The organism is Chryseobacterium sp. 7 (assembly GCF_003663845.1).
Classification (GTDB): domain Bacteria; phylum Bacteroidota; class Bacteroidia; order Flavobacteriales; family Weeksellaceae; genus Chryseobacterium.
Genome location: NZ_RCCA01000001.1, coordinates 261,671 through 285,617, shown reverse-complemented (window position 1 = coordinate 285,617; position 23,947 = coordinate 261,671). Strand labels below are relative to the sequence as shown.

Sequence of the window (23,947 nt, the reverse complement as noted above, 5' to 3'; positions counted from 1 at the left end):
CATTTTTACTTATGAAACTCAAATATAATATCATCCCTCTTATCCTGATGTCAGTCTTACTAACAAGTTGTGGAAAAAAAGAAGCTTCTGAAGAAAAAGCTCCTGAAAAAACAGAACAGAAAGAGCAGGCACATGAAGAAGCTCCACAAACGATAGCTTCACTCACAGAAGAGCAGATGAAGTCTGTAGGCGTTGCTTTGGGAACCGTAGAAATGAAAGAGTTGACATCTACTATAAAAGCCAATGGTTTACTGAGTGTACCTAACAGTAACAAAGCCACAATTACTTCCCTGTATGGAGGAATCATCAAAACCATCAATATTCAGGTAGGAAGTATCGTGAAAAAAGGACAGGTGATTGCCACTATTGCCAATCCGGAATATATTCAGCTTCAGGAAGATTATCTGACTGCCAATAGCAGAATAACCTATGCAGAACAGGAATACAGAAGACAGAGAGAGCTTTTTGATAATGATGCAGGAGCGAAGAAAAACCTTCAAAGTGCCGATGCTGAGCTGAAAACCTTAAGAACAAAAAGAGCATCCCTTTTAAAACAGCTTCAGATGATGGGAATAAGCCCGGGAAAAGTAAGCAATGGAAATATGAAATCCGGTTTGGTGATCACCGCACCAATCAGCGGGACAATCAGCAGTATTACTGCGCAGATCGGAAGTTATGTAGATATTTCCTCTCCCGTTGCAACGGTGATTGATAACGGTTCCATTCATCTCGATCTTCAGGTATTTGAAAAAGATCTTCCTAAAATGAGAGTAGGGCAGATTGTTCATTTTAAACTGACCAACAATCCGGAAACCGAATATGATGCAAGAATTTACAGCATAGGATCTTCTTTTGAAAACGAAAGCAAAACCATCTCTATGCACTGCGAAGTGATCGGAAACAAATCCGGACTGATTGACGGAATGAATATCACCGGAATTGTAAGCCTTGATAAAAGTACAACTCCGGCAGTTCCTACAGAAGCTATTGTTGAAGCAGACGGGAAATATTTTGTATTTGTTCAGACCGATAAAAAAGCGGAAGAAGAACATGAAGAAAAAGGAAAACCACATCCGAAAACCTTAAACTTTGAGAAAATAGAAATAGTGAAAGGAACATCTGATATGGGATATACTGCGGTAACTCCGGTAGGAAATATTCCTGACAATGCAAAAATAGTAGTGAAAGGAGCATTTTTCGTGAATGCAAAACTGGTGAATTCCGGGGAACATGAACATTAATGAAAGCCATTGGAACTAGTAAAATGTCGATTTTTATCCTTAAATTAGAGCTGTTTACGTAATTTTTTATTGAATAAAAACGGTTGGAAGAAACTAAAGATAACCTCACCGAATTTTAATAAATAACCCAATTATGTTATTAAACAAAAAAATATCAGTCTGGTATTTCATCCGTGAAATAAAAACCCAAATTCTGTTCATCGGAACCTTTGCCATCGCTATTGGTCTTTTGGATGAATTACCGTGGTTTCGCAAGATCTCGCTGCCTTTGAATATTCCGGCATTGTTGGGAACAGCAGTATCATTGCTGCTGGCATTCCGTACCTCCCAGTCCTACGAAAGATGGTGGGAAGCCAGAACCGTTTGGGGGGCTATTGTAAACGATTCCCGGACTTTTGTAAGGTTGATTATTCAGTTTATGCCGGTGGGAAATGACAAAACAATAAAAGATTTTGCCGAAAGACAGATCATCTGGACCTATGCACTTGGAGAATCTTTGAGAAAACTGCCGTTCTCTGAAAAAGTTCAGCAATATCTGGATCAGCATCACATCAAAGGAGCCAATATTCCCAATGCAATTCTGGATGAACACTCCAGACAACTGAAAGAAATTGCCGCTTCCAAAGGACTGACCGATTTTCAGCAGATGCAGCTGAATGATATCATCACAAGATTGTGTGACAGCATGGGGAAATGTGAAAGGCTTAAGAATACGGTTTTTCCACGTTCTTACAGTGTTTTAGTTCATATTTTGATCTATGTTTTTGCAGCCATTCTTCCATTTGGACTTGATGATTCACAGCTGTTGGTAGAAATTGCCATTACTTTCCTGGTTCCGGTGACATTCATCGCCATTGAAAAAACATCCATCATCATGCAGGATCCGTTTGAAAATGTCCCTGTAGATACCCCAATGACTTCTCTGGCACAGACCATAGAGATTAATATAAGACAGATGATTGGTGAGCAGAATGTTCCCCTTAAAAAAGAAAATACATCGTATTATGAAATGTAAATAAACCATACACAATATGGAAAGTACACCAACACAACCCGTTTCTGCAGGAAGCAGACATAAAAAGAACCTCCTGATCGTACTCTGCCTTAGCGGAACCTATCTCATTGCTGAGGTAATAGGAGGAATAATAACGAACAGTCTTGCGTTATTGGCAGATGCAGCCCATATGCTGACAGACGTTGTAGGACTGTTACTGGCATTTATCGCCATCAAGATAGGAGAAAGAAAAGCAGATCCTTCCAGAACATATGGTTATTATCGAATAGAAATATTAGCAGCTGTCATCAATGCGGTGGTTTTATTAGCTATTTCGATCTATGTTTTGTTTGAAGCCTATCAGCGTTTTCAAAACCCGCCCGAAGTACAAAGTAAATCAATGCTGATTGTAGCAGGAATCGGATTGATCGTCAATATTGTCGGAATGATGATTCTCAGAAAAGACTCAGAAGGCAGTCTCAATATGAAAGGAGCCTATTTTGAAGTGCTTTCAGATATGCTTACTTCAGTAGGAGTGATGATTGCAGGAGTAATTATGCTGACGACAGGCTGGTACTATGCAGATCCATTGATTTCAGCTGCAATCGGACTTTTGATTTTTCCGAGAACATGGAAACTGTTGAAAGAAGCCATTAATGTTTTGCTGGAAGGAACACCTAAAGACGTAGATATTCATGAACTTCGCCAATCATTAGAGAAAACTCCCGGAGTGAAAAATATTCATGATCTTCACGTATGGTCATTAACATCAAGCGTTAATGCTATGAGTGCCCATGTGGTAAAAGAAGCCACATATTCTCAGAATCAATTATTAAAAACATTGACAGATACTACTGTGAATAACTTTAAAATCAGTCATACAACTTTTCAGATAGAAGAGGAAGGTTATGAAGAAAATGAAGTCCATCTGTAAAAAATTTAAAAGCGTACAATGAAAAAAGATATAGAACACAAACTCATTGATAAAAATACCAAACCTACCAGTATGAGGATTTTGGTATATGATTTCCTAAGTTCTCAGGAAGCGGCTTTATCTCTTTCTGAAATAGAAAACCATTTTGACAATGCTGACAGAATCACCATCTACAGAACATTGAAAACCTTTGAAGAAAAAGGAATTGTTCACAGCATTCAGGAAAATACAACTACGAAATACAAACTATGCGAAGACGATTGTGATGAAAAAACACATAAAGACTGGCATCTGCATTTCTACTGTAAAATATGCAAACAAACAACCTGTAAAGAAGATATTTCTTTCCCGGAAAACATTCAGACCAATTTCAGGATTGATGAAATACGATTGTTTGCCAAAGGAATCTGCGAAAACTGTCTTGAAAATTTGCAATAGCATTGCATCAGTCTCATCTTTACATTTGTATAAAAATATTCAGTTATGGAAAAATGCTGTAGTACAACCCCGGAAAAACCCGATACAAAAGGACACAAACATAATCACGCAGAAGGAGAGGGACATGACCATGACGGGCATGATCATTCTCATGACTCCGGAGATCAGACGGTCTTTCAGATGTTTCTTCCCGCCATTATATCCTTTATCATCTTATTATTAGGAATTGCTTTTGACAACTATATAAAACCCGCATGGTTTATAGGCTGGGTACGTTTAGTATGGTTCCTGGCAGCTTATATTCCTGTAGGATTCCCGGTATTGAAAGATGCCTATAAAAGTATCATCAAGGGAGATGTGTTTTCGGAATTCTTTCTGATGAGCATTGCAACCATTGGTGCTTTTGCCATCGGAGAATATCCTGAAGGAGTAGCAGTAATGCTTTTTTACGCCGTAGGAGAAGTATTCCAGTCTATGGCAGTTACGAGAGCCAAAGGAAATATAAAAGCATTATTGGATCAGCGCCCTGATGAGGTAACGGTGATGGAAAATAATCAGCCCAGGACCATGAAAGCCAAAGAAGCTAAAATTGGAGATATTATTCAACTGAAACCCGGTGAAAAACTGGCACTGGATGGCGAGCTACTTTCAGATTCAGCATCATTCAACACCGCAGCTTTAACGGGAGAAAGTAAACCTGATACCAAAAATAAAGGCGAGGTTGTTCTTGCGGGAATGATCAATATGAACAGTATTGCTTTGGTTAAAGTAAATACTGCCTATGAAGACAGTAAACTGAGTAAAATTCTGGAACTCGTTCAGAATGCTACAGCACAGAAAGCTCCTACAGAACTGTTCATTAGAAAATTTGCAAAAGTATATACCCCTATCGTAGTATTTCTTGCCATAGGAATCTGTTTACTGCCTTATTTCTTTGTTAGTGATTATCAGTTCAGAGACTGGCTGTACAGAGCATTGATTTTCCTTGTGATTTCCTGTCCTTGTGCCCTTGTGATCTCAATTCCGCTGGGATATTTCGGAGGAATAGGAGCTGCAAGCCGAAACGGGATATTATTCAAAGGAAGTAATTTCCTGGACAGCATTGCAGAAATTCAGAACGTAGTGATGGATAAAACCGGAACCATGACGGAAGGTGTATTCAAAGTACAGGAAGTAAGCATGAGCGCTGAATTTAATAAAGAAGAAGTCCTTCAGATGGTTAATGTTCTCGAAAGCAAAAGTACCCATCCGGTGGCAACGGCTATTCACAATTATGTAGGAGATATCAATCACGCTATTCCATTAGAAAATGTAGAAGAGATAGCAGGTCACGGATTGAAAGCGACTATTAACGGAAAAGAGCTTCTGGTAGGAAACTTTAAACTGATGGATAAATTCAACATCAGTTATGATCTTAACCCTACTAATATTGTATATACGGTAATTGCAGTCGCTTATGATAAAAAATTCGCAGGATATATTACTATTGCAGACAGCATAAAAGAAGATGCCAAACAAACCGTAGACAACCTTCATAAAATGAATGTAAAAGCTACAATGCTGAGCGGTGATAAAAGTACTGTTGTGAAATATGTAGCAGATCAGTTGGGAATCGACAATGCGTTCGGAGACCTTTTGCCTGAAGATAAAGTAAACAAGGTTAAAGAAATTAAAGCCAGAAATCAAACCGTAGCTTTCGTAGGAGACGGAGTAAACGATGCCCCTGTAGTGGCTTTAAGCGATGTAGGAATTGCAATGGGAGGTTTAGGAAGTGATGCAACTATTGAAACAGCAGATGTGGTGATTCAGGATGACAAACCAAGTAAAATACCAATGGCTATCAATATCGGAAAGCAAACGAAAAAGATAGTTTGGCAGAATATCATTCTTGCTTTTGCGGTAAAAGCTGTTGTTCTGGTCTTGGGAGCGGGAGGACTGGCAACCATGTGGGAAGCAGTATTTGCCGATGTAGGAGTAGCATTATTGGCTATTTTAAATGCTGTAAGAATTCAGAGAATGAAATTTTAAGAAGAATATAATAAACACAACTCAATTATATTCAATAAAAGCTCTGCTGAATTTCAGCGGGGCTTTTTTTAAAAAAATAACAGTTTTTTTGTTGGAAATCGCAAAGGTGCAAAGAAGATGAAAATTGTGGTATTTTTTAAGACGCAAGAAAATCAAAGATTTTCAGCAAGATTACTTTTTAATGATCAGCTTCATTCAGTCTTATTATTAGCAATATTAAATTTTATCGGAGATAAAATTTTTGCGCCTTAAAACAGTAAGCATTAAAAAAACTTGCGTCTTTGCGTTTCCAACATCGTGCACGTATCAAAACTTAATTTAAAAAAAATAACAGATTTTTTGTTGGAAATCGCAGAGGCTTAAAGAAGATAAAAATTGTGCTGTTTTTTTTAGACGCAAGAAAATCAAAGATTTTCAGCAAGATTACTTTTTAATGATCAGCTTCATTCAGTCTCATTATTAGTAATATTAAATTTTATCGGAGATAAAATCCTTGCGCCTTAAAGCAGTAAGCATTAAAAAATAACTTGCGTCTTTGCGTTTATCCAACAAAACAAGACATTTTAAAAAACAAAAAAGCTCTGCCAAAGACATCAGCAAAGCTTTTATTAACAAGATTAAACTTTTTATATAAAGAACTAAGTTTTGGTTAGGTCTAAAGTTTGAATCAAAGTTCGGGATAAAATGATTCCTTTGATAGGCACAGTTTTGTAATTTTTGTGGGTAACAGTATACAATCACAATGACATTCATCATAAATCATCTGTAAAACAGTTTTGAAGTAGTATATTTGTAACAGAGAACAAAATCGTTGAAGGTATTCATTTCCATATTCATCATTTTTACTGTTGCAATACGTCCCGTTTTGCCATTGGTAAACTATGCCGTGAACTATGATTATATTGTGAAAAACCTTTGTGAGAACAGAAACGTACCACAATCAACCTGTAAAGGGAAATGCTATGTAGAAAAAGAACTGGCAAAAACAGAAAAACAGTCCAATAGCTCCCAAACCATAAAGATTGCAGGCTTAGATGTTTTTATTTCTCATGATATCCTTTCTTTCTCATCTCATGTGAGCTCAGAATCACTTTCTGAAATTCCAGACTCCAGTTATTTTAATTCTCACTCTTCAGAATACTTTTCAAGGATATTCCATCCTCCGTTGGCTTCATTCTTATTGTAAACTATATTTTTAGTTTATGAAATGAAAGTCATTAAAGATACACTATGCATTTAAAATACATTGAGGAATTCCGTGTTTTCTCAGACTTGTGCATTGTATCATCACTTTATTTAATATTATTAATTTCAATTTAACATTAAAATGAAATCTCCTATTATTTTGACCGCACTGCTGTCGATATCATTACTGTCGTGTACCAAGGAAACGCCTCAGGTAAAGCATGCGAGCCATATGGACTCTTCAGGAAAGCATGTAGAAAATGTACAGGTGGTGAATGAAGAAGATCCGATTTGCCACATGAAAACAGCCGGATCTATTAAAGATACTGCTGTATATAAAAATAAAACGTACGGTTTTTGCAGTGTATCCTGCAAACTTGAATTCAAAAAAAGCCCTGAGAAATATGCCCAAAAATAAAAAGAACAATAATAAGAGTAAAGTGATCATACCCATTGCGGTATTTGCGTTGCTTTTCCTGGGAATAGGGGTAGGAATGGGGTATTTTAAAAAGAACCTTTACACCGTGATGAAAGTTCCTGATTTTGAACTCACAGATCAGAGCAGTAAAAAAATTACCAATAAAGATATGCTGGGTAAAGTATATCTCGTAGAATTTTTTTTCAGCAAATGTCCTACAATATGCCCTGTGATGAATACCAATATGAAGGCTATTCAGAATCAGATTAATGATCCGAACTTCGGTATTATTTCCATCAGCATTGATCCGGAAAACGATACTCCATCAGCACTGAAAGAACATGCCCAAAGAATAGGAGCAACATCTCCGAACTGGCATTTCCTGACCGGAGACCGCACTTATATCGGGAATCTTGCAGATAAATTTAATATTTACGTAGGTGATAAAGAAGATGAAGGAGAAAGCCTGAACCACAGCGGAATGATTGCACTGGTAGATCAGGACGGAAATATCCGATGCAGATATAACAAAGAAAATATGCCCATTCTGTATTATTCAGGATTGAATTACGGAGATCCGGAAGGTAAAACACCAATGCTGACAGGAAAATACCACCCCGATAGAGAAATTCTGATTGAGGATATTAAGAAATTATTGAAATAGAGAGGAGGGAAGCCGGATGTTTGAAGCTGGAAGTTATTCCAGACGATGAAGCTCTGGCGATTTTTAAGATAGCTGTAAAAGCAAAATAGAAGTTGAAGAAGTTATTCTTTAAAAATAAATTGCTTCCAGCCTCCATCTCCCATCTTCCCGCTTAATAAAAAACATTGTTAAACCATAAACAAAAACGTTATGAAGATTTTGAAAATAGCTGCTTTAAGTGCAGTTTTTGCGGCTCAGTTTACACTGGCTCAGTTTAAGCAGACACCTCTGCCATATGCTTATAATGCTTTGGAAGGGAATATTGATGCCCAAACGATGGAAATTCATTATTCAAAGCATGCTGCAGCCTATGTAGCGAACCTGAATAAAGCGATTACGGGGACTCCACAGGAAAAAGAAACTTTGTTCCAGATTCTTTCCAATGTTTCCAAACTGCCGGCTGCAGTAAGAAATAATGCAGGCGGACATTACAACCATGAATTGTTCTGGACCGTTCTTACGCCTCAGAAAAATACACAACCTTCAGCAAAATTGGCAAAAGCCATCACTGAAACTTTCGGAAGTATAGATGCTTTTAAAGAAAAAATGGCTAAAGCCGGAGCAGACCGTTTCGGATCGGGATGGGCATGGCTTTCTGTGGATAAAAATGGAAAACTATTCGTTTCTTCTACTCCTAACCAGGACAATCCTTTGATGGATGTAGTGGAAGAGAAAGGAACTCCTATCTTCGGAATTGATGTATGGGAACATGCTTATTATTTGAAATATCAGAATAAAAGAGCAGATTATCTGACTGCGATCTGGAACGTTACCAACTGGAAAGAAATCAGCAGAAGATATGACGAAGCGATAAGCAAGAAATAGTCTGATGAAATTATTTTACAGCATACTTTTTACCTTTTATATGGTGCTACGACCTTTAGTGCTCGTGGTAGAGTATGCTGTAAATTATGATTATATTGTTAAAGTTCTCTGTATTAATAAATCCAGGCCGGAGATTCACTGTAACGGAAAATGTTACCTGAGTAAAGAGCTGGCCAAAACCAATGATTCGGAATCTTCACCCTTTCAGAAACTCAAAAACTCAGGACAGAAAATCCTTGATACCTATATTCTGCCGGAGACTACAGAGATCAATACTACTGAAAAACAGTCGTTTTTCAATTTCAACTTCACCTACGAAACAGCTTATTCTTTTCTGTTTCTTACCCACATTTTCAAACCACCGGTTTTTTAAGTATACCTATCACTATTCAACCACAAAAGTTACTTAAGCTTAGATAAATTAAAAGCTTGAGTGTTTTTATCATGCATAAAATCCGTCACTTAAAAATAATTTAAGTGTAAGAACCTTTCATGCCTTTTGTGGAAAAAAAAATGTTTCTGCATTCAAAAATTATAATTCAACTTAAAAAATCAACAATGAAAATTTCTAAATATTTATCACTATTCTTAATTGCCTTTACTTTATTCTCTTTTGTAGCCTGCGAAAGCAGCAGAGATGACGAAAATCCACAGGATACAACCCCCGGAAAACTCCAGATCAAATTTGAAAACGGATTTAATAATGTTGGGGATATTGTCTTGAATCAAACAACTCAGACATCTTCTAACGGACAGAAACATAACTTTTCTGCTTTGAAATATGTAATCAGTAACATCTCACTGATAGACGAGAATGGAAATGAATTCAAATACAATGAAAACAACCCTGATAAAGGAGCTTTTATCGTAGATCAGGCAGATGCTGTAGCCGGAATTATATACCTTAATCTGGATGGTGTTCCGAAAAATAATTATAAGAAAATAAAATTCGGATTAGGTGTCAGCCAGAAAGCATACTTGTTAGGACAAGACGGGCAGGCTGAATTCTGGACAAAAGCCAAACAGAAGGGAATGACATGGTCATGGGCTGCCGGTTATATTTTTGTAAAACTGGAAGGGAAATATGGAAATGATGCTCCTTCAAAGGAATTCATGAATCATACCGGAAATATGGGAAATGTAACGGCTAATCAACAGGTTGATTTATACCGCGAAATCACATTGAATCTTCCTACAACAGCAAGAGTAACAGGTCAGATTCGCCCTTCTGTTCATATTCTGGCAGACCTGAACCAGTTTCTGAGCGGAGATAAGGCGCTTATTCTTGCCACTGGTAATGATATGCTGATGGGTTCAAACCAACACCTGGTAGATGTTACCAATAACCTTACAAAAATGTTTAAAGTAGATCACGTTCATAATGATTAATTTTTTTGTAAAAACAATACTGGTTCTTGTATTTATTTTAAGCTGTATTTCCTGTACAGATGAGGTGATACAGCCATTGGAAAAAGATGAAGCGTATAACCTGCAGTTTCCATCTTATTTTCCGGAAATGACATTTGACGAATCAATTAATCCGGTGACTAAAAATGGAGTAGAGCTGGGAAGAAAATTATTCTATGAAGGCAGATTGTCCCGAAATAATACCATTTCATGCGGTTTCTGTCATATTCAGGAAAATGCTTTTACCCATCACGGTCACACAGTAAGTCATGGAGTTGACGATAGAATCGGAATCAGGAATGCACCACCTATTCAGAATATGGCTTTTTTGAAAAGATATATGTGGGACGGTGTAATTCATAATCTGAATGAACAGCCGATCAGCCCGATTACAGATGTTAATGAAATGGACAGTTCCATACCGGAAGCGATTTCGAAAATAAAAGATGATCAGAAGTATAAAAAACTGTTTAGGGAAGCCTACGGAGACGAAACCATTACCGGAGAAAGAATTCTGAAAGCATTGTCGCAGTTTATGGCTTCGTTGATTTCTGCAGATTCAAAATACGACAGATTCAAGCAGGGAAAAGAACAACTGACTTCAGCAGAATCTCAGGGAATGGTTTTGTTCGGGCAGAAGTGTGCTTCCTGTCATAGCGGAGAACTGTTTACCGATGAGAGTTTCAGAAACACGGGAATGTATTACAATACAGAATTCAAGGATGCAGGGCGTTACAGAGTTTCCCTTAATCAGGTGGATTGGATGAAATTTCGTGTTCCAAGTTTGAGAAATGTAGAATATACAGCACCTTATATGCATGACGGAAGATTTTACACCTTAGATGCAGTGCTCAATTTTTATTCAGATCAGGTAGAAGATAATGCCAATCTTGATCCTCAGCTGAAACAGAATGGTCATATAGGTATTGCCATGAACAGCCAGGAAAAACAGTCGATCATTGCATTCCTGAAAACATTATCGGATAAAAGTTTTATATCCAATCCAAAATTTGCAGAATAATTTATAGAAGACATGAAGAAGATTATAGTAATACTAAGTTTGATCCTATGTAACCTGAATCAGGCAAAGACTATTAAAGACAGTGCTTATATCGCTCCAAATAGCTTTAGCAGATTCGATTTTGATGAGGATTGTGATGCCTGTGGCTGTGCGGCAGGAAATGGTTCTTCCGGCTTTGAATCTTTATTGAATCCGCAGTTTGTAGGAATCAAATACTTTGCCCAGCATTATAAAGCAAAAGAAAACTTATTTGTAAAAGATCTTACGCAGGATCAGTATTTTAATACGTTACAGCTTTGGGGAAAAATTCCATTGACTAAAAAACTGAGTGTTTACGCAAGCCTTCCATTCCATTTCCATGAAAAGAAAACCATGCAGGGAGATATTAAAATTAATGGAATTGGGGATTTGAATCTGATGGGAATTTACCAGCTGATGAGCTCTAAAAATAATTTTCATCACCTGAGTGGAGGCTTGGGAGTGAAAATTCCGCTTGGAAAATTTGATGAAAAAGGAGCATCCGGAGTCAATCCGAGTTTTCAGCTGGGAACCGGAAGTTGGGATTATCAGGCCGCTTTGAATTATAAGTTTCAAAAAGATAAAGTGGCCGTATTGGTCAATACAGATTATACTATCAAAACAGAGAATAAGAAAAATTACCGCTTTGGAAATCAGTGGAATTATGCAGCGACGGGTTTTTATCAGGTTGCGGGAAATGAAAAATCTATTTTTTCTGTAAAGACGGGTGTTCAGGGAGAAGTGTATGCTCAGAACAAACAGTTTGATGAAGCATTGCCCAATACGGCTGGAAGTGCTTTATACGGAAAACTGGGATTTGAAGCTTCTTATAAAAAGCTGAGTTTAGGAAGTGAAGTGATGCTTCCCATGTATACTCATTTGGCAGGTGGCGATATTGAAGCAAAATCAAGGTTCAGTATTTTTCTGAATATTGGAATTTAAAGACAAACCCCTGAAAAAACCACGTTAAAGCTCCTTCGGGAGCTTTAATTGTTTATGAATCATGATTTTAATTGGGGATTAGGAATAATTATTTATCTTTGCGGGAATTTGGTGAGCCCTAAAAAGCTCTTAAAAGGGAATCCGGTGAGAATCCGGAACAGACCCGCTGCTGTAAGCTCCACACCAAAGTTTTTGAAGAATATATCCACTGTTTTTTAATGGGAAGGATTTCAAAAATGGAGTAAGTCAGAAGACCTGCCAGAAAATAATCGTTTGACGCTTTCGTGGAATAAAGCTTAGGACATCAATGATTCTGTGCAGTGACAGCTGTGCTTTGTCGTTGTATTCTTACATCCATTAGCGTCTTCATGATACTAAATGAGCTAATGGCGGCAAAACTAACTACTTCGGCAATTCAAAAAGCTGTTTTCATCATACTGGTGATAACATCCCAACTTTTGTCTTCTCAAACTAAGAAAAAAGACAGTTTACAGGAAGAGACCATTAAAGGAATCAATCTTTATAAAAAGAATTTTAAAGAAATCCTTCCTGCACAGACCTTACAGGGCGAGCAGCTGGAAAGACTGAACAGTCAATCTGTTGCAGATGCTTTGCGGTATTTTTCCGGTGTTCAGATCAAAGACTATGGAGGTTTGGGTGGTTTGAAAACCATTAATATCCGAAGTATGGGAAGTCAGCACGTAGGTGTTTTCTATGATGGAATTCAATTAGGAAATGCTCAAAACGGACTGGTAGATCTGGGAAGATATTCTTTGGATGATCTGGAAGAAATATCATTATATAACGGACAGAAAAGTGAGATTTTTCAGCCGGCAAAAGACTTCGGTTCTTCGGGATCTATTTATTTACAGCCTAAAACTCCCGTATTTAAAGGAAACAGAAAAACTAATCTCATTATAAGAGCAAAAAGTGCTTCTATTGATCTTTTTAATCCTTCATTCCGATTGGAACAGAAGATTTCAGACAGGGTTTCTGCCAGCTTCAGCGGAGAATTTATGCAGAGTGACGGAATCTACAGATTTCGATATGCAAAGAAATATCCAGACGGTCAGCAGGCTTATGATACGATTGCAAAAAGGCAGGATTCAGATATTAAAGCAAAGCGTTTTGAAACTTCTTTAAATGGAACTTTAAATAACGGAAGCTGGAATATCAGAGGATACGGATATATTTCAGACCGTGGAATGCCTGCTCCTATTGTAAATGGACGTTTCGGAGGTAGAGGAGCGAGACTTTCCGATGAAAATTATTTTGTACAGGCTAACCTGAGAAAGAAACTGTTTCCAAAATTTGAAACACAGCTGAAAGCAAAATTCGCTTACGATTATACCCATTTCATGGATACGGTTCGTTCACAATCTATTATTCATACCGATAACACTTATATTCAAAGAGAGCTTTACCTTTCTTCATCCAATATCTATTCAATCACGCCCAATTGGGATGTCAATCTGAGTGGAGATTTTCAGTACAATAATCTGGACGCCAATCTGGATAACTTTTCTTATCCTACCCGTTATACCACATTGGTTGCATTGGCAACAACCTATCAATGGAACAGATTCAAAATTCTGGCAAGCCTTTTAGGAACCTTTACATTTGAGGAAGTAAGAAAAAATAAAAGACCGGGAGATGCCAGAGAATGGACTCCAGCTGTTTTTATGAGCTATCAGCCAGAGATAATCCCGGATCTTACCCTTAGGGCATTTTATAAAAGAATTTTCCGACTTCCCACTTTTAATGATTTGTACTATACCAATATCGGAAACACTTACCTGAAGCCGGAATTTACCAATCAGTATGATGTGGGATTTACCTATCAAAAGAATTATACTGATCGTTTCTTTAAAACCTTTTATGCTAAAGTAGACGGTTACTATAACAAGGTTCAGGATAAAATTGTAGCCGCACCCAACGGAAGTATGTTCCGATGGCTGATGATGAACCTGGGGATGGTTGAAATCATAGGAGCTGATGTAAATCTTCAGACTGAATTTCAGCTGGGAAAAGTAACCCTTAGACCATTGCTTTCCTACACATATCAAAGTGCAAGAGATATGAGTGATCCTGAAGATACTTTTTACCGGAATCAGATTCCTTATACACCATGGCATAGCGGATCATTCAGTCTGATGGCAGATTATAAAGACTGGAGTTTCAATTACAGTGCGATGTACGTAGGAGAAAGATATGATGTGAATCAGGATAATATTCAATACAATTATGTGCAGCCCTGGTATACCCACGATCTGTCTGTTCAGAAAAAATTCAACTGGGCAAATCATCAATTTAAAGTAAGCCTTGAGATGAATAATATTTTCAATCAATACTATGATGTTGTGATTAATTATCCGATGCCAGGAAGAAACTTTAAACTTATTCTAAACTTCACCCTATGAGAAAACTAAACTTTTATTTTTTATTTCTTGTATTAGCTTTTCTTACTTCATGCCGTACAGATGATATTATCGTCCGTCAGGAAGTGGTAGAAGGACTTCCCTCAGAAAATACGGCTATAAAAGGCTTTTATATGCTCAATGAAGGGAATATGGGGAGCAATAAATGTACCCTGGATTTTTTTGATTATACCAAAGGAACCTATTACCGGAATATCTATGCAGAGATCAACCCTAATGTGGTAAAAGAACTGGGAGATGTAGGAAATGATATCAAAGTCTATGGCAGCAAACTTTACATTGTTGTCAATGTTTCCAATAAAATTGAAGTGCTGGATGCCAAAACAGCTAAACGTATTACCTCTATTCCCTTACAAAATTGCAGATATCTTGCCTTCAAAGACGGGAAAGCGTATGCCAGCAGCTATGCCGGCCCTGTAGCTATTAACCCAAAAGCACCTAAAGGAAAAGTAGTGGAAATTGATACTACTTCTCTTTCCATTCAGCGTGAAGTGGTTGTGGGATATCAGCCGGAAGAAATGGAAATTGTTGGAAATAAATTGTTTGTGGCCAATTCCGGAGGATACAAAGCTCCCGATTATGACAATACTGTTTCTGTCATAGACCTGAACACTTTTACAGAAATCAAAAAAATAGAGGTTGCCATCAATCTCCACCATCTTAAAAAAGACAATTACGGGGATCTGTATGTAACCTCAAGAGGAGATTATTATAATGTTCCTTCCAGTCTTTATTTAATAGATGCAGCTACGGGAACCGTGAAGAAAAATTTCAATCTCTCCGTGAGCGAAATGACCATTGTGAATGATAAACTCTATTTCTACGGAAATGAATTCAATTACAATACCCATAGCTATAAAAAGAGTTTTGGAATTATTGATGTGAAAACAGAGCAAATCATAGCCAACAGGATTTTTGACAAAGAGTATGAAGATGCCATCAAAACACCTTACGGAATTACAGTAAATCCCATTACAGAAGATATCTACATGACTGATGCCAGAAATTACGTCTCCATGGGATTTGTGTATTGCTTTGATAAAAACGGACACTTTAAATGGAAAACGGAAGGCGGAAATATCCCTGCCCACTTCGCTTTTTTATACAAATAACCAAACTTTAAGAAATGAACAGAAATAGCTTTACTTATTTAAAAATCGGATTTTTATCCTTTTTCCTTGCAGCTGTGATAGCCTGTAAACATGATGATGAAGATGAATTTACATTTAACGGCCTTGATGATTCCTATACCATTGAACGTTTAAAAGTGTTGAGTATTCCTACTCATGCTTCTGGATCAGTTGTGTGGAGTATTAATGATTCCATTATTTCTCAAAATTCAGAACTTGAATTTATCAGCCCGACTGCCGATGCTTATCCTTTGACTTTAAAGATTAATAATAAAGGAAACGAGCAGGTTTTTCATTCCAAAATAATTGTTACCAAGGAAAAAACGCCTTACAGTAAATATATTTCTAAAGTACTGGAGTTTCGTCCTGCTGTAGGACAGTTCATGAATGAAATTCCGGAATACTTACCCGGAAATACAGCTGCAAACATGCTTCAGAAAGCCAACGAATCATTAGTCGGGGGCAATTCTACCATGATCAGTCTTGGTGGATATGGCGGATATGTTGTTTTCGGTTTTGATCATACCATTCCGAATCTGAATGGACGTGATTTTAAAGTGCTGGGAAATGCATTCTTTGGAAATGATGCCGCAGATGAGCGTTCAGGATCTTGCGAGCCGGGAATTATTATGGTAGCCTACGACCGAAACAAAAACGGAAAACCGGATAATGACGAATGGTACGAAATCGCAGGCAGCGAATACTTCAAAAACACTACAGTAAAAGATTACAGCATAACCTATCATAAACCTGATGAAAATAAAACACCTGTGCCCGGAACCGAATTCTGGCAGACTGATGTAGAATATATCAAGTGGAATGACAATCTGGGAAATCAGGGATTCAAAACAAAAAATACTTTCCATGTACAAAGCTATTATCCTTTATGGTTTACAGATCCTTCTTACAGTTTTTCAGGAACCAGGCTGGCGAATAATTTCTTCGATCAGAGCGGGGACGGATCTTATTGGGTAGGTAAATCCTATGAGTTCGGGTATGCAGATAATGCTCCGAATACAGATGAAGCCTCCAATATTGATATTTCATGGGCCGTAGACAGAAACGGGAAATATGTGAAACTTCCTGGAGTTGATTTTATGAAAATATATACAGGAGTCAATCAGGAAGCGGGCTGGCTGGGGGAAGTTTCTACGGAAGTGGCAGGAGCTTACGATTTACATTTCAAATAATAATACAATCTATTTAAATTAATAAAAATGAAAAAGTTTTATCTTTTTATGATGCTTTTTCTGTTTGCATGCGTATCAAATGCACAGATAAAAGTTCAGGGTGTACCCAGAAATGATATTTCGGGGATCAGCAATCTTAATACCACTGCCATCAGTTTTTCTGATATTCAGTATTGGGTAGGATCAGGGGCCAATCAGGCTGCTTTTGTAGTACAGTGGAATGACAGTAAAAACCCTGATGCAATGGTTTGGGGATTCAAATGGGACGGAAACGCCACAGGAGAAGACATGCTGAAAGCTATTGCCAAAGCAGACCACAGATTATACACTTTGCTGTACCAGGGAACTCAGTTTGGATCAGCGGTTGGAGGAATTGGTTTTGACCTTAACGGACAAAATACCAATGCCCTGATCAAAAGCGGAAACACCACGTATCCTTTATATCCTGTAAATGGTTTTGTCAATACAACTGCTTATGATTTTGACAGCTATACCATTGTAGATGCTGCCAACGATCACTGGCAATCCGGCTGGACGGTGAACGGATATTGGGCGTATTGGGTAAAGAATCCTGCTGATGCTGACTTTGGATATTCTAGTGTTGGAGCTTCTTCACGTGTGTTAGAAAACGGTTCATGGGATGTCTGGAACTTTAATGTAGGATTTAGTCAAACTCCTATTTCTTCTACCCTTACTCCGGTTTCTCCATATGTAGCTTCCACTAACTTTACGAATGGATATTTCATGGTAAATGAAGAATGGTTCGGTCATACCAACGGTTCTGTGAATTTCATTGATAATAATGGTCAGATCAATTATCGTGTATACAGTAATGCCAACAATAACCAGGCTTTCGGTGCCACTACACAATATGGGACAATCTATGGAGATAAATTCTATTTTGTTTCAAAGCAGGCTGCTGATGGAGGGGATACTCAGTATACTCCAGGCGGAAGACTTGTTGTGGCTAATGCACAGACCATGCAGAAAATTGCTGGATTTAATAATATTGGGGGCGGTGACGGAAGATCTTTTGTAGGAGTAAACGAGCACAAAGGATATATTGGAACTTCTACAGGAATTGTTCTTTTCAATATTGATAATTTACAGGTAGGAACCCTGATTGCAGGAACAGGTGGAACCGGACAGATCGGAAACATGATCCGTACTTCACAATATGTATTTGCTGTGAAGCAGGGAACAGGAATCTTAGTGATTGATCCTAATACAGATACAGTAGTGAGTACTATCGCAGGAGGTTTCTATTCCGTGGCTCAGGCTAAAGATGGAAGTGTATGGGGAATTCAGGATCAAAAGCTGATCAGCATTAATCCTACCACTTTTGCTACACAGGTTTACAATATTCCAACAACAAAATATATCGGAGATTGGGGAGCATGGAACGCAGGTAAATTTTCAGCAAGCAACAAAGAAAATGCTTTATACTGGATTAACTCATTAAGCAGCTTTAGCTCAGGATCACAAATTGTAAGATTTGATGTAACCACAAAAACATTTAATGAAAACTTCGCTGCCATCCCGGGACAGACAGGACAGTTTAAGCAGATTCCTTACGGTGCTGCACTTCGTGTAAACCCAATCACCGGAGAATTGGTTCTGAATACTACGGAAAGCGGATACGGAGCACACTATCAGAAAAACTGGATTCATACTTATGATATGACCGGAGCTCTTATCAATACAAAAACGCTGAATGATTATTATTGGTTCCCTTCATTGACAGTATTTACCAATAATTCAGTTCCGGTAGTAAGCAATACTTTACCTTCACAGGTATCGGCTGGCAGTACTACATCCATTGACCTGAAATCAATAGTTTCGGATGCCGATAACATGTCACTATCTGTAGTGAAATCTATAAAATCAAACAGCAATCCTACAGTAATTTCTGCTACTATTAATAATAACGACGAATTGGTTCTTACGCCGCTTAATTCTGGAACTTCTGAAATAGTGATCGGATTTAATTCGAATGGTAAACTGGTAGAAAAAACAATTACTGTAAACGGTACAGCCTCCACTTTAGCTACTGCTGAAGTGAAAAAATTAGAATTCGGTATCTATCCGAATCCGGTTGTTGATATCCTTACCATTAAAACGCAGGAGAAAATCCAGAATGTGTCTATGTATGACGCTTCAGGAAGAGTTGTTAATGTACAGCTGAACAACGGACAGATCAATGTAAGTACACTGCCAAAAGGTATTTATATTTTAAAAGCCGTTACAGACAAAGCTGTATATCAGCAAAAAGTAATCAAAAATTAATACTATTGTAGATAGTAATCTTGTTAATCTAATCCTGGCCAGCTTTGGTCAGGATTTTTTTATTATTTGAGAGAGTTATTTTGAAATGATGAACCCCTGTAGATTATTTCTATAAAAAATCCGGCAAGCCTGAAAGGCTTGCCGGATTCAATTTGTTATGTATATTTTATTTTACGATCACTTTTTTAGAATATGTTTTTCCTTCTTTTGTCTGAAGCTTCATAATGTATATTCCTTGTGGCTGTTTGGTATCAAAAGTATTCGATGTCAGTTTAGAACGAAATACCTCTTTTCCTGAAGTATTGGTTAAAGTAACCTCAGAACCTTCTACAGCAACATTTTTGTCAAGAGTAAACAGGCCGTCCTGGCTGTGAGCCATAAAATTGATGAATGGATCTTTGTACTGATAAGCATAATATACTCTAAGCTCTCCACCAATATTCAGTAGTCCTGAATTCACATTGATTTTGATACGGTCGAAAGGAATGTTCATAGTCATTTCAATTTCACCTTTACTTGGATCCGTCTCTCCAAGCTTAATAAGCTGTGTTGCAAGACTTTGATAATCATTATTCGAGACATCGCCATTAAATGTTTCAATAGATACACCGCCTAATACCTGAGCAGATAGAGGAGTTCCGTTTGAACCAATCGCAAGAACAAGTTTATTGGTATTGTTCGCGGTATTAGTAGTAGGGAAAATCAATGTCTGTTCTGTTCTTGCAAGAAGTCCCACAGAAACCTGTAGGGTAGAGTAGTCACTCTCATTGCTTCCTACAGCATTTTGAGGATTCAGTACGCCGCAGCCTAAACAAATTCCAAGTACCTGATTGGTTTGGCTGCTTGCATAGGTTTTCACAATCTGTGCAGAAGACATTGCGTTTGTTAAAAATAGGAATGATGCCAAAATAGCAGCCCTCATGGTGCGTTGGCTAAGTAATAAATAAGTTTTCATATGTAGAAAAATTTTGGGTTTTAGCTTTGTGTAAATTTATAAATAAAATAATTATGTTGCTTATTTTATTTCATTTTTATGTGATTTGTTAATGATTTATTGATATTTGCAGCGGTAAATTTATTTTTATTCAATGCTTATTTTTTTCTGTATTTCTCTGAAAACGAATGCAAAAAAATACGGCAGACTAGAATAAGTCTACCGTATTAATTAATCTATTATTTAATTATTTTATGATAATTTTTTTAGAATACGTTTTGCCTTCTTTGGTTTGTACATTCATAATGTAAACACCTTCCGGCTGTTTAGGTTCGAATGTATTAGACTTTACGGTAGAACGGAAAACCTCTTTCCCGGAAGTATTGAATAAAGTGATCTCAGAACCTTCTACAGGAATATTCCCTCCAAGAGTAACCTGCCCGTTCTGGCTGTGAGCCATTATATTGGCCAATGGATCCTGATAAGCATAATAAATTCTGAATCCGCCGCCCAGACTTAATACACCTCCGGTTAAGCCAATTCTTATTCCGTCATAAGGTTTTGCTGGCTTGAATTCTACAGTTCCTCTGTTCGGAGTTGCTCCCAGTTTTAGAAGGCTTACATCTATCGTTCTGCGGTCTTCATTAGACGTACCTCCATTCATGGTTTCCAGAGTTACTCCGCTTAATAGCTGTACAGATAGAGGAATATTGTCTGTTCCGATTCCTACAACAAGCTTAGTGTCTGATCTCAAATCAGGAAAGATGAGTGTCTGCTGTATTCCTCCTAGTAAAACTGTTCCCAGTACCATTGTAGAATAATCATCTTCGTTAAATCCTACAGCATTCAGTGGGTTGTCTATACGGCATCCCAAACATGCCACTCCAAATACTCCGGAGCTTTGAGCATGTGCATAAATTCTGTTTTGAGCAAATGATAAAGTGCCGGTCGAAAATAGAAATAAAGCCATTAATCCGGCTTTAAAAGAGAATTGTTTTCCCAAAAGTAAATTAGTTTTCATGTTATATATTTTTTGGATGAATAGTTTTAGCCAAATTTAAGGATTAAAAGGAGAAGTAGAAAATAATATTTCCATTATTGGTGATATTTTAAAGAAAATTTAATATCACTTTGTGATCACCTGGGTTGAAATTATCATTTTCCTTGGTTGTTTATTTTAAGTGTAAAGTAGAATCTCTGTAAAGCAGAAGGTTCAAACCAGAGTTTAAAGAGAATATCTTTTATCGTAATTGTAAGACGTAATTTAACCTGAGTATCTAAAAGAAAAGCTTGGATGTCTTGATTCAGATATATAGATGATAAAAGATATAAGAATTGTTGGGTGAAAATCTCCCAGACAAGATATATAGAAACGAAAAAAGGACTTTCGAAAAAGTCCTTTTGTAGCCCGTAGGGGAATCGAACCCCTCTTACCAGAATGAAAATCTGAGGTCCTAACCGATAGACGAACGGGCCCTCTATCTTCCATTACCGAAGTAATGTGTTAGCTTTTGTTTTTATAAGTATCAACTCTTATTGTAGCCCGTAGGGGAATCGAACCCCTCTTACCAGAATGAAAATCTGAGGTCCTAACCGATAGACGAACGGGCCGGTTAGATTTATTTGAATATAGCTTTTTCTACTGTGATCTTTATAAAACCACCGTTATTACAGTGGTCTTATAAGATGTAAGTAGCCCGTAGGGGAATCGAACCCCTCTTACCAGAATGAAAATCTGAGGTCCTAACCGATAGACGAACGGGCCAGCTATATTGTTACGCTAATTTATTAACGTGCTTTGTCAATTTGCTTTTCAAGTTAGCAGCTTTGTTCTTGTGGATAATATTTTTCTTAGCTAATTTATCCAATAAAGCGATAACTTTTGGCAGTTGTTCTGTAGCAGCAGCTTTGTTCTCTTCATTTCTTAAAGCTTTTAAAGCTGTTCTAGCAGTCTTGTGGTAATATCTGTTACGAAGTCTTCTAGTTTCGTTTTGTCTGATTCTTTTTAGTGCTGATTTATGATTTGCCATATCGTTTAAATGTGAGTGCAAAACTATAAACTTTTTTTAAAACTACCAAATTTATTTTCGAAAATTTTAATTTTCTTCTGAAAGGTACTTTCTAAGCTTATTTATTGCTTGTTCTATTTTTAAATTTTCTTGTTCTTTATCTATTTTTTTGATCGTATTTCCAAGCATGATCAGTGCGTTGTTCCATTCCCCAGTCGTGTTGGTGAAAGTAAGTTCGTCAATTGTTACTTCAAAAGCAACCCTTTCTCCAGTCCTGTAAAGCCTGAAACTGATTTTATCATCTTTGCCTGTAATCCCGTCTTCATTGATTTTTAAATCATAACTTTTTGGGTTAGAGTGGATTTTCTTAAAAAGCAATTGAGCTTCTTGTATTTTTAAATCCGGCATGATATAAAATTTGATAGCCTGTAGACAACTACAAACATGATTAATAAATAACTTTTTTCATCTGTGTGACCATATTTGTGAGATCAAGTATGGTTAGAAATTTTTTGCAAATATAATGCTTTTGTAATATATAAAGAAATAGAATAGCCTTTAAAATAAAAATTAAGACTTTCCGGAGAGAAACGGTCTTTTTATATTGCTATGAAAATAGTACGCCCGAATATGAAATGCAGAAAATGAGTTAGATAAAAATGTTTATATGATGTCCTGATTTTAAATGCTTAATTTAAGGATCAATAATAACTGAAAATAATAATAGCTAAGAAAGTCTCATCTCATCAGCTTTTATATAAAATGATGAAATATTTATTTACATTTACTTTTCAGGCATTGACCATGTATGACATAGAATTCTCCAAATAGAATCCTCCAAAATCCAGGTAACAGAATATTTTCCTATTCCTAAAATTTTATGATCTGTGATCTGTTGATCTTTAAATATACCATATTCAAATGCTAAATTGTGTTGTACAATCAAATCTTCAGGTTCAAAAATTACATCTACTTTCCCCAATCCTGATTTCATCATTTCGAGAATGTTTTCATTACCTTGAACAGTGGGTTTGTTGGGGGGAAGATTAGTGCTTTTTCAGAATAAATGCCTTTAAATGCATCTGAATTGGCTGAGTGCCATGTTTCTGTCCATATTTGCATGGTAGGAGAATGAATCATTATGTAAATTATTAATCGGTTAAAAAGAATGGAAGTGGTAATTAGTTATTTTCGCTGGAGGTAAGCAAAGCCGGCATCGGTTGTTCCGCCTGCCGATAAAATGGCGATATTCAAATGAGCTATTGCCTCTAAGTACCTTGCATTTTTAATGCCTCCAACAATGAGTCCTTCAAAACCAATGCTGTCAGACAGCTTTTTTATTGTTCCGGATGCTTCTAAATCATCAGAGGCTATAAAAACAGTTAGCTTCTGCCCGTTGATTATACGCTTTTCATCTTTCATAACATCTGCAAAAATAGTGTTGAATGCTTTTACTACTTTGCTTTCAGGAAGCAACCGCGAGGTCTGTTCCCCACTGCTGTCTTCCCCTAAAGGTATAGGCGACCAATCTTCAAGATGAATAACATTGGTAATATCTACCACAATTTTGTCTTTTAAGCTGTTTTTATTGGCTGTTAATACTTCATTCATCACAGAATAAGGAATCGCGAAACATACAATGTCTCCGAAATCACAGGCTTCTGAAACGGAAAGCTGCTCTCCTTTAGGGGTAGGAGTTCCATACTTCACGTGATGTCCTGCCTGTACAAACATTTCTCCAAGGCTTGATGCTACATTTCCTGCACCAATAAAACTAATATCCATATGTTTTTTTTAATTGTACTA

General features: G+C 37.1%; 23 protein-coding genes, 3 tRNA genes and 1 riboswitch. Of the genes, 17 read left to right on the top strand and 9 right to left on the bottom strand.

Features of this window, described 5'->3' with window-relative positions; all coding sequences use genetic code 11:
- The first annotated feature begins 11 nt into the window (after positions 1-11).
- From CLU97_RS01400 to CLU97_RS01320, 17 genes are all read left to right on the top strand, one after another.
- A complete protein-coding gene (locus tag CLU97_RS01400; RefSeq protein ID WP_121489621.1) occupies positions 12-1,241 on the top strand; it encodes an efflux RND transporter periplasmic adaptor subunit in 1,230 nt (409 codons plus the stop codon).
- Positions 1,242-1,374: 133 nt separating this feature from the next.
- Positions 1,375-2,256: a bestrophin family protein gene (locus CLU97_RS01395; protein ID WP_121486361.1), complete on the top strand. Its 882-nt coding sequence runs from the start codon at positions 1,375-1,377 to the stop codon at positions 2,254-2,256.
- 16 nt (positions 2,257-2,272) lie between these two features.
- On the top strand, positions 2,273-3,169 hold the full coding sequence (locus CLU97_RS01390) for a cation diffusion facilitator family transporter (protein ID WP_121486360.1): 897 nt from the start codon (positions 2,273-2,275) through the stop codon (positions 3,167-3,169).
- 18 nt (positions 3,170-3,187) lie between these two features.
- Complete coding sequence (locus tag CLU97_RS01385; RefSeq protein WP_121486359.1) at positions 3,188-3,607, top strand: Fur family transcriptional regulator; 420 nt, start codon at positions 3,188-3,190, stop codon at positions 3,605-3,607.
- Positions 3,608-3,652: 45 nt separating this feature from the next.
- Positions 3,653-5,635 carry a heavy metal translocating P-type ATPase gene (locus CLU97_RS01380; protein ID WP_121486358.1) on the top strand — a complete coding sequence of 661 codons (1,983 nt, stop codon included), beginning with the start codon at positions 3,653-3,655 and terminating at the stop codon, positions 5,633-5,635.
- An 811-nt stretch (positions 5,636-6,446) separates the two neighbouring features.
- Positions 6,447-6,821, top strand: coding sequence for a hypothetical protein (locus CLU97_RS01375; RefSeq protein ID WP_121486357.1), 375 nt, complete (start codon positions 6,447-6,449; stop codon positions 6,819-6,821).
- Positions 6,822-6,962: 141 nt separating this feature from the next.
- Positions 6,963-7,238: a YHS domain-containing protein gene (locus CLU97_RS23515; RefSeq protein ID WP_183084493.1), complete on the top strand. Its 276-nt coding sequence runs from the start codon at positions 6,963-6,965 to the stop codon at positions 7,236-7,238.
- Positions 7,225-7,902, top strand: a complete 678-nt coding sequence (locus CLU97_RS01365) for an SCO family protein (protein WP_183084492.1) — start codon at positions 7,225-7,227, stop codon at positions 7,900-7,902. The genes CLU97_RS23515 and CLU97_RS01365 overlap by 14 nt, the downstream gene beginning before the upstream one ends.
- A 189-nt stretch (positions 7,903-8,091) precedes the next feature.
- A complete protein-coding gene (locus CLU97_RS01360) occupies positions 8,092-8,766 on the top strand; it encodes a superoxide dismutase (protein WP_121486356.1) in 675 nt (224 codons plus the stop codon).
- 4 nt (positions 8,767-8,770) lie between these two features.
- Positions 8,771-9,139 (top strand): hypothetical protein, encoded by a 369-nt coding sequence (locus CLU97_RS01355; protein ID WP_228437449.1) that lies wholly within the window; start codon positions 8,771-8,773, stop codon positions 9,137-9,139.
- A gap of 185 nt (positions 9,140-9,324) precedes the next feature.
- Positions 9,325-10,155, top strand: a complete 831-nt coding sequence (locus CLU97_RS01350) for an MbnP family protein (protein WP_121489619.1) — start codon at positions 9,325-9,327, stop codon at positions 10,153-10,155.
- Complete coding sequence (locus CLU97_RS01345) at positions 10,148-11,194, top strand: cytochrome-c peroxidase (protein ID WP_121486354.1); 1,047 nt, start codon at positions 10,148-10,150, stop codon at positions 11,192-11,194. The genes CLU97_RS01350 and CLU97_RS01345 overlap by 8 nt, the downstream gene beginning before the upstream one ends.
- A 12-nt stretch (positions 11,195-11,206) precedes the next feature.
- Positions 11,207-12,154 (top strand): transporter, encoded by a 948-nt coding sequence (locus CLU97_RS01340; RefSeq protein ID WP_121486353.1) that lies wholly within the window; start codon positions 11,207-11,209, stop codon positions 12,152-12,154.
- A gap of 92 nt (positions 12,155-12,246) precedes the next feature.
- Positions 12,247-12,432, top strand: a riboswitch (cobalamin riboswitch).
- A gap of 108 nt (positions 12,433-12,540) precedes the next feature.
- Positions 12,541-14,574, top strand: coding sequence for a TonB-dependent receptor plug domain-containing protein (locus tag CLU97_RS01335; protein WP_121486352.1), 2,034 nt, complete (start codon positions 12,541-12,543; stop codon positions 14,572-14,574).
- Positions 14,571-15,704 (top strand): YncE family protein, encoded by a 1,134-nt coding sequence (locus CLU97_RS01330; RefSeq protein WP_121486351.1) that lies wholly within the window; start codon positions 14,571-14,573, stop codon positions 15,702-15,704. Before CLU97_RS01335 ends, CLU97_RS01330 begins: the two co-directional genes overlap by 4 nt.
- Before the next feature lie 14 nt (positions 15,705-15,718).
- A complete protein-coding gene (locus CLU97_RS01325; protein ID WP_121486350.1) occupies positions 15,719-16,912 on the top strand; it encodes a cell surface protein in 1,194 nt (397 codons plus the stop codon).
- 27 nt (positions 16,913-16,939) lie between these two features.
- Positions 16,940-19,198 carry a DUF5074 domain-containing protein gene (locus CLU97_RS01320; RefSeq protein WP_121486349.1) on the top strand — a complete coding sequence of 753 codons (2,259 nt, stop codon included), beginning with the start codon at positions 16,940-16,942 and terminating at the stop codon, positions 19,196-19,198.
- A gap of 166 nt (positions 19,199-19,364) precedes the next feature.
- On the opposite strand, the gene CLU97_RS01315 is transcribed toward CLU97_RS01320, so the two are convergent.
- The 9 genes from CLU97_RS01315 to CLU97_RS01275 all read right to left on the bottom strand — a co-directional run bounded on the left by CLU97_RS01315 (position 19,365) and on the right by CLU97_RS01275 (position 23,926).
- Complete coding sequence (locus CLU97_RS01315; protein ID WP_121486348.1) at positions 19,365-20,153, bottom strand: T9SS type A sorting domain-containing protein; 789 nt, start codon at positions 20,151-20,153, stop codon at positions 19,365-19,367.
- 226 nt (positions 20,154-20,379) lie between these two features.
- Positions 20,380-21,153 (bottom strand): T9SS type A sorting domain-containing protein, encoded by a 774-nt coding sequence (locus CLU97_RS01310; protein WP_121486347.1) that lies wholly within the window; start codon positions 21,151-21,153, stop codon positions 20,380-20,382.
- Between the two features lie 383 nt (positions 21,154-21,536).
- Positions 21,537-21,608, bottom strand: a tRNA-Glu gene (locus tag CLU97_RS01305).
- Between the two features lie 63 nt (positions 21,609-21,671).
- A tRNA-Glu gene (locus CLU97_RS01300) sits at positions 21,672-21,743 on the bottom strand.
- 82 nt (positions 21,744-21,825) lie between these two features.
- Positions 21,826-21,897, bottom strand: a tRNA-Glu gene (locus CLU97_RS01295).
- A 10-nt stretch (positions 21,898-21,907) separates the two neighbouring features.
- Complete coding sequence (gene rpsT, locus CLU97_RS01290) at positions 21,908-22,162, bottom strand: 30S ribosomal protein S20 (protein WP_002983073.1); 255 nt, start codon at positions 22,160-22,162, stop codon at positions 21,908-21,910.
- A gap of 66 nt (positions 22,163-22,228) precedes the next feature.
- Entirely contained in the window at positions 22,229-22,549 is a 321-nt protein-coding gene (locus CLU97_RS01285) for a hypothetical protein (RefSeq protein ID WP_121486346.1), read from the bottom strand.
- A gap of 376 nt (positions 22,550-22,925) precedes the next feature.
- Positions 22,926-23,138, bottom strand: coding sequence for a hypothetical protein (locus CLU97_RS01280; RefSeq protein WP_121486345.1), 213 nt, complete (start codon positions 23,136-23,138; stop codon positions 22,926-22,928).
- A 188-nt stretch (positions 23,139-23,326) separates the two neighbouring features.
- Positions 23,327-23,926 carry an NADPH-dependent F420 reductase gene (locus CLU97_RS01275; protein ID WP_121486344.1) on the bottom strand — a complete coding sequence of 200 codons (600 nt, stop codon included), beginning with the start codon at positions 23,924-23,926 and terminating at the stop codon, positions 23,327-23,329.
- Positions 23,927-23,947 lie beyond the last annotated feature (21 nt).

Coding starts and splice junctions, on each gene's coding strand:
- CLU97_RS01400 (WP_121489621.1), top strand. CDS start 12: ATGAAACTCAAATATAATATCATCCCTCTTATCCTGATGTCAGTCTTA.
- CLU97_RS01395 (WP_121486361.1), top strand. CDS start 1,375: ATGTTATTAAACAAAAAAATATCAGTCTGGTATTTCATCCGTGAAATA.
- CLU97_RS01390 (WP_121486360.1), top strand. CDS start 2,273: ATGGAAAGTACACCAACACAACCCGTTTCTGCAGGAAGCAGACATAAA.
- CLU97_RS01385 (WP_121486359.1), top strand. CDS start 3,188: ATGAAAAAAGATATAGAACACAAACTCATTGATAAAAATACCAAACCT.
- CLU97_RS01380 (WP_121486358.1), top strand. CDS start 3,653: ATGGAAAAATGCTGTAGTACAACCCCGGAAAAACCCGATACAAAAGGA.
- CLU97_RS23515 (WP_183084493.1), top strand. CDS start 6,963: ATGAAATCTCCTATTATTTTGACCGCACTGCTGTCGATATCATTACTG.
- CLU97_RS01365 (WP_183084492.1), top strand. CDS start 7,225: ATGCCCAAAAATAAAAAGAACAATAATAAGAGTAAAGTGATCATACCC.
- CLU97_RS01360 (WP_121486356.1), top strand. CDS start 8,092: ATGAAGATTTTGAAAATAGCTGCTTTAAGTGCAGTTTTTGCGGCTCAG.
- CLU97_RS01355 (WP_228437449.1), top strand. CDS start 8,771: ATGAAATTATTTTACAGCATACTTTTTACCTTTTATATGGTGCTACGA.
- CLU97_RS01350 (WP_121489619.1), top strand. CDS start 9,325: ATGAAAATTTCTAAATATTTATCACTATTCTTAATTGCCTTTACTTTA.
- CLU97_RS01345 (WP_121486354.1), top strand. CDS start 10,148: ATGATTAATTTTTTTGTAAAAACAATACTGGTTCTTGTATTTATTTTA.
- CLU97_RS01340 (WP_121486353.1), top strand. CDS start 11,207: ATGAAGAAGATTATAGTAATACTAAGTTTGATCCTATGTAACCTGAAT.
- CLU97_RS01335 (WP_121486352.1), top strand. CDS start 12,541: ATGGCGGCAAAACTAACTACTTCGGCAATTCAAAAAGCTGTTTTCATC.
- CLU97_RS01330 (WP_121486351.1), top strand. CDS start 14,571: ATGAGAAAACTAAACTTTTATTTTTTATTTCTTGTATTAGCTTTTCTT.
- CLU97_RS01325 (WP_121486350.1), top strand. CDS start 15,719: ATGAACAGAAATAGCTTTACTTATTTAAAAATCGGATTTTTATCCTTT.
- CLU97_RS01320 (WP_121486349.1), top strand. CDS start 16,940: ATGAAAAAGTTTTATCTTTTTATGATGCTTTTTCTGTTTGCATGCGTA.
- CLU97_RS01315 (WP_121486348.1), bottom strand. CDS start 20,153: ATGAAAACTTATTTATTACTTAGCCAACGCACCATGAGGGCTGCTATT.
- CLU97_RS01310 (WP_121486347.1), bottom strand. CDS start 21,153: ATGAAAACTAATTTACTTTTGGGAAAACAATTCTCTTTTAAAGCCGGA.
- rpsT (WP_002983073.1), bottom strand. CDS start 22,162: ATGGCAAATCATAAATCAGCACTAAAAAGAATCAGACAAAACGAAACT.
- CLU97_RS01285 (WP_121486346.1), bottom strand. CDS start 22,549: ATGCCGGATTTAAAAATACAAGAAGCTCAATTGCTTTTTAAGAAAATC.
- CLU97_RS01280 (WP_121486345.1), bottom strand. CDS start 23,138: ATGATGAAATCAGGATTGGGGAAAGTAGATGTAATTTTTGAACCTGAA.
- CLU97_RS01275 (WP_121486344.1), bottom strand. CDS start 23,926: ATGGATATTAGTTTTATTGGTGCAGGAAATGTAGCATCAAGCCTTGGA.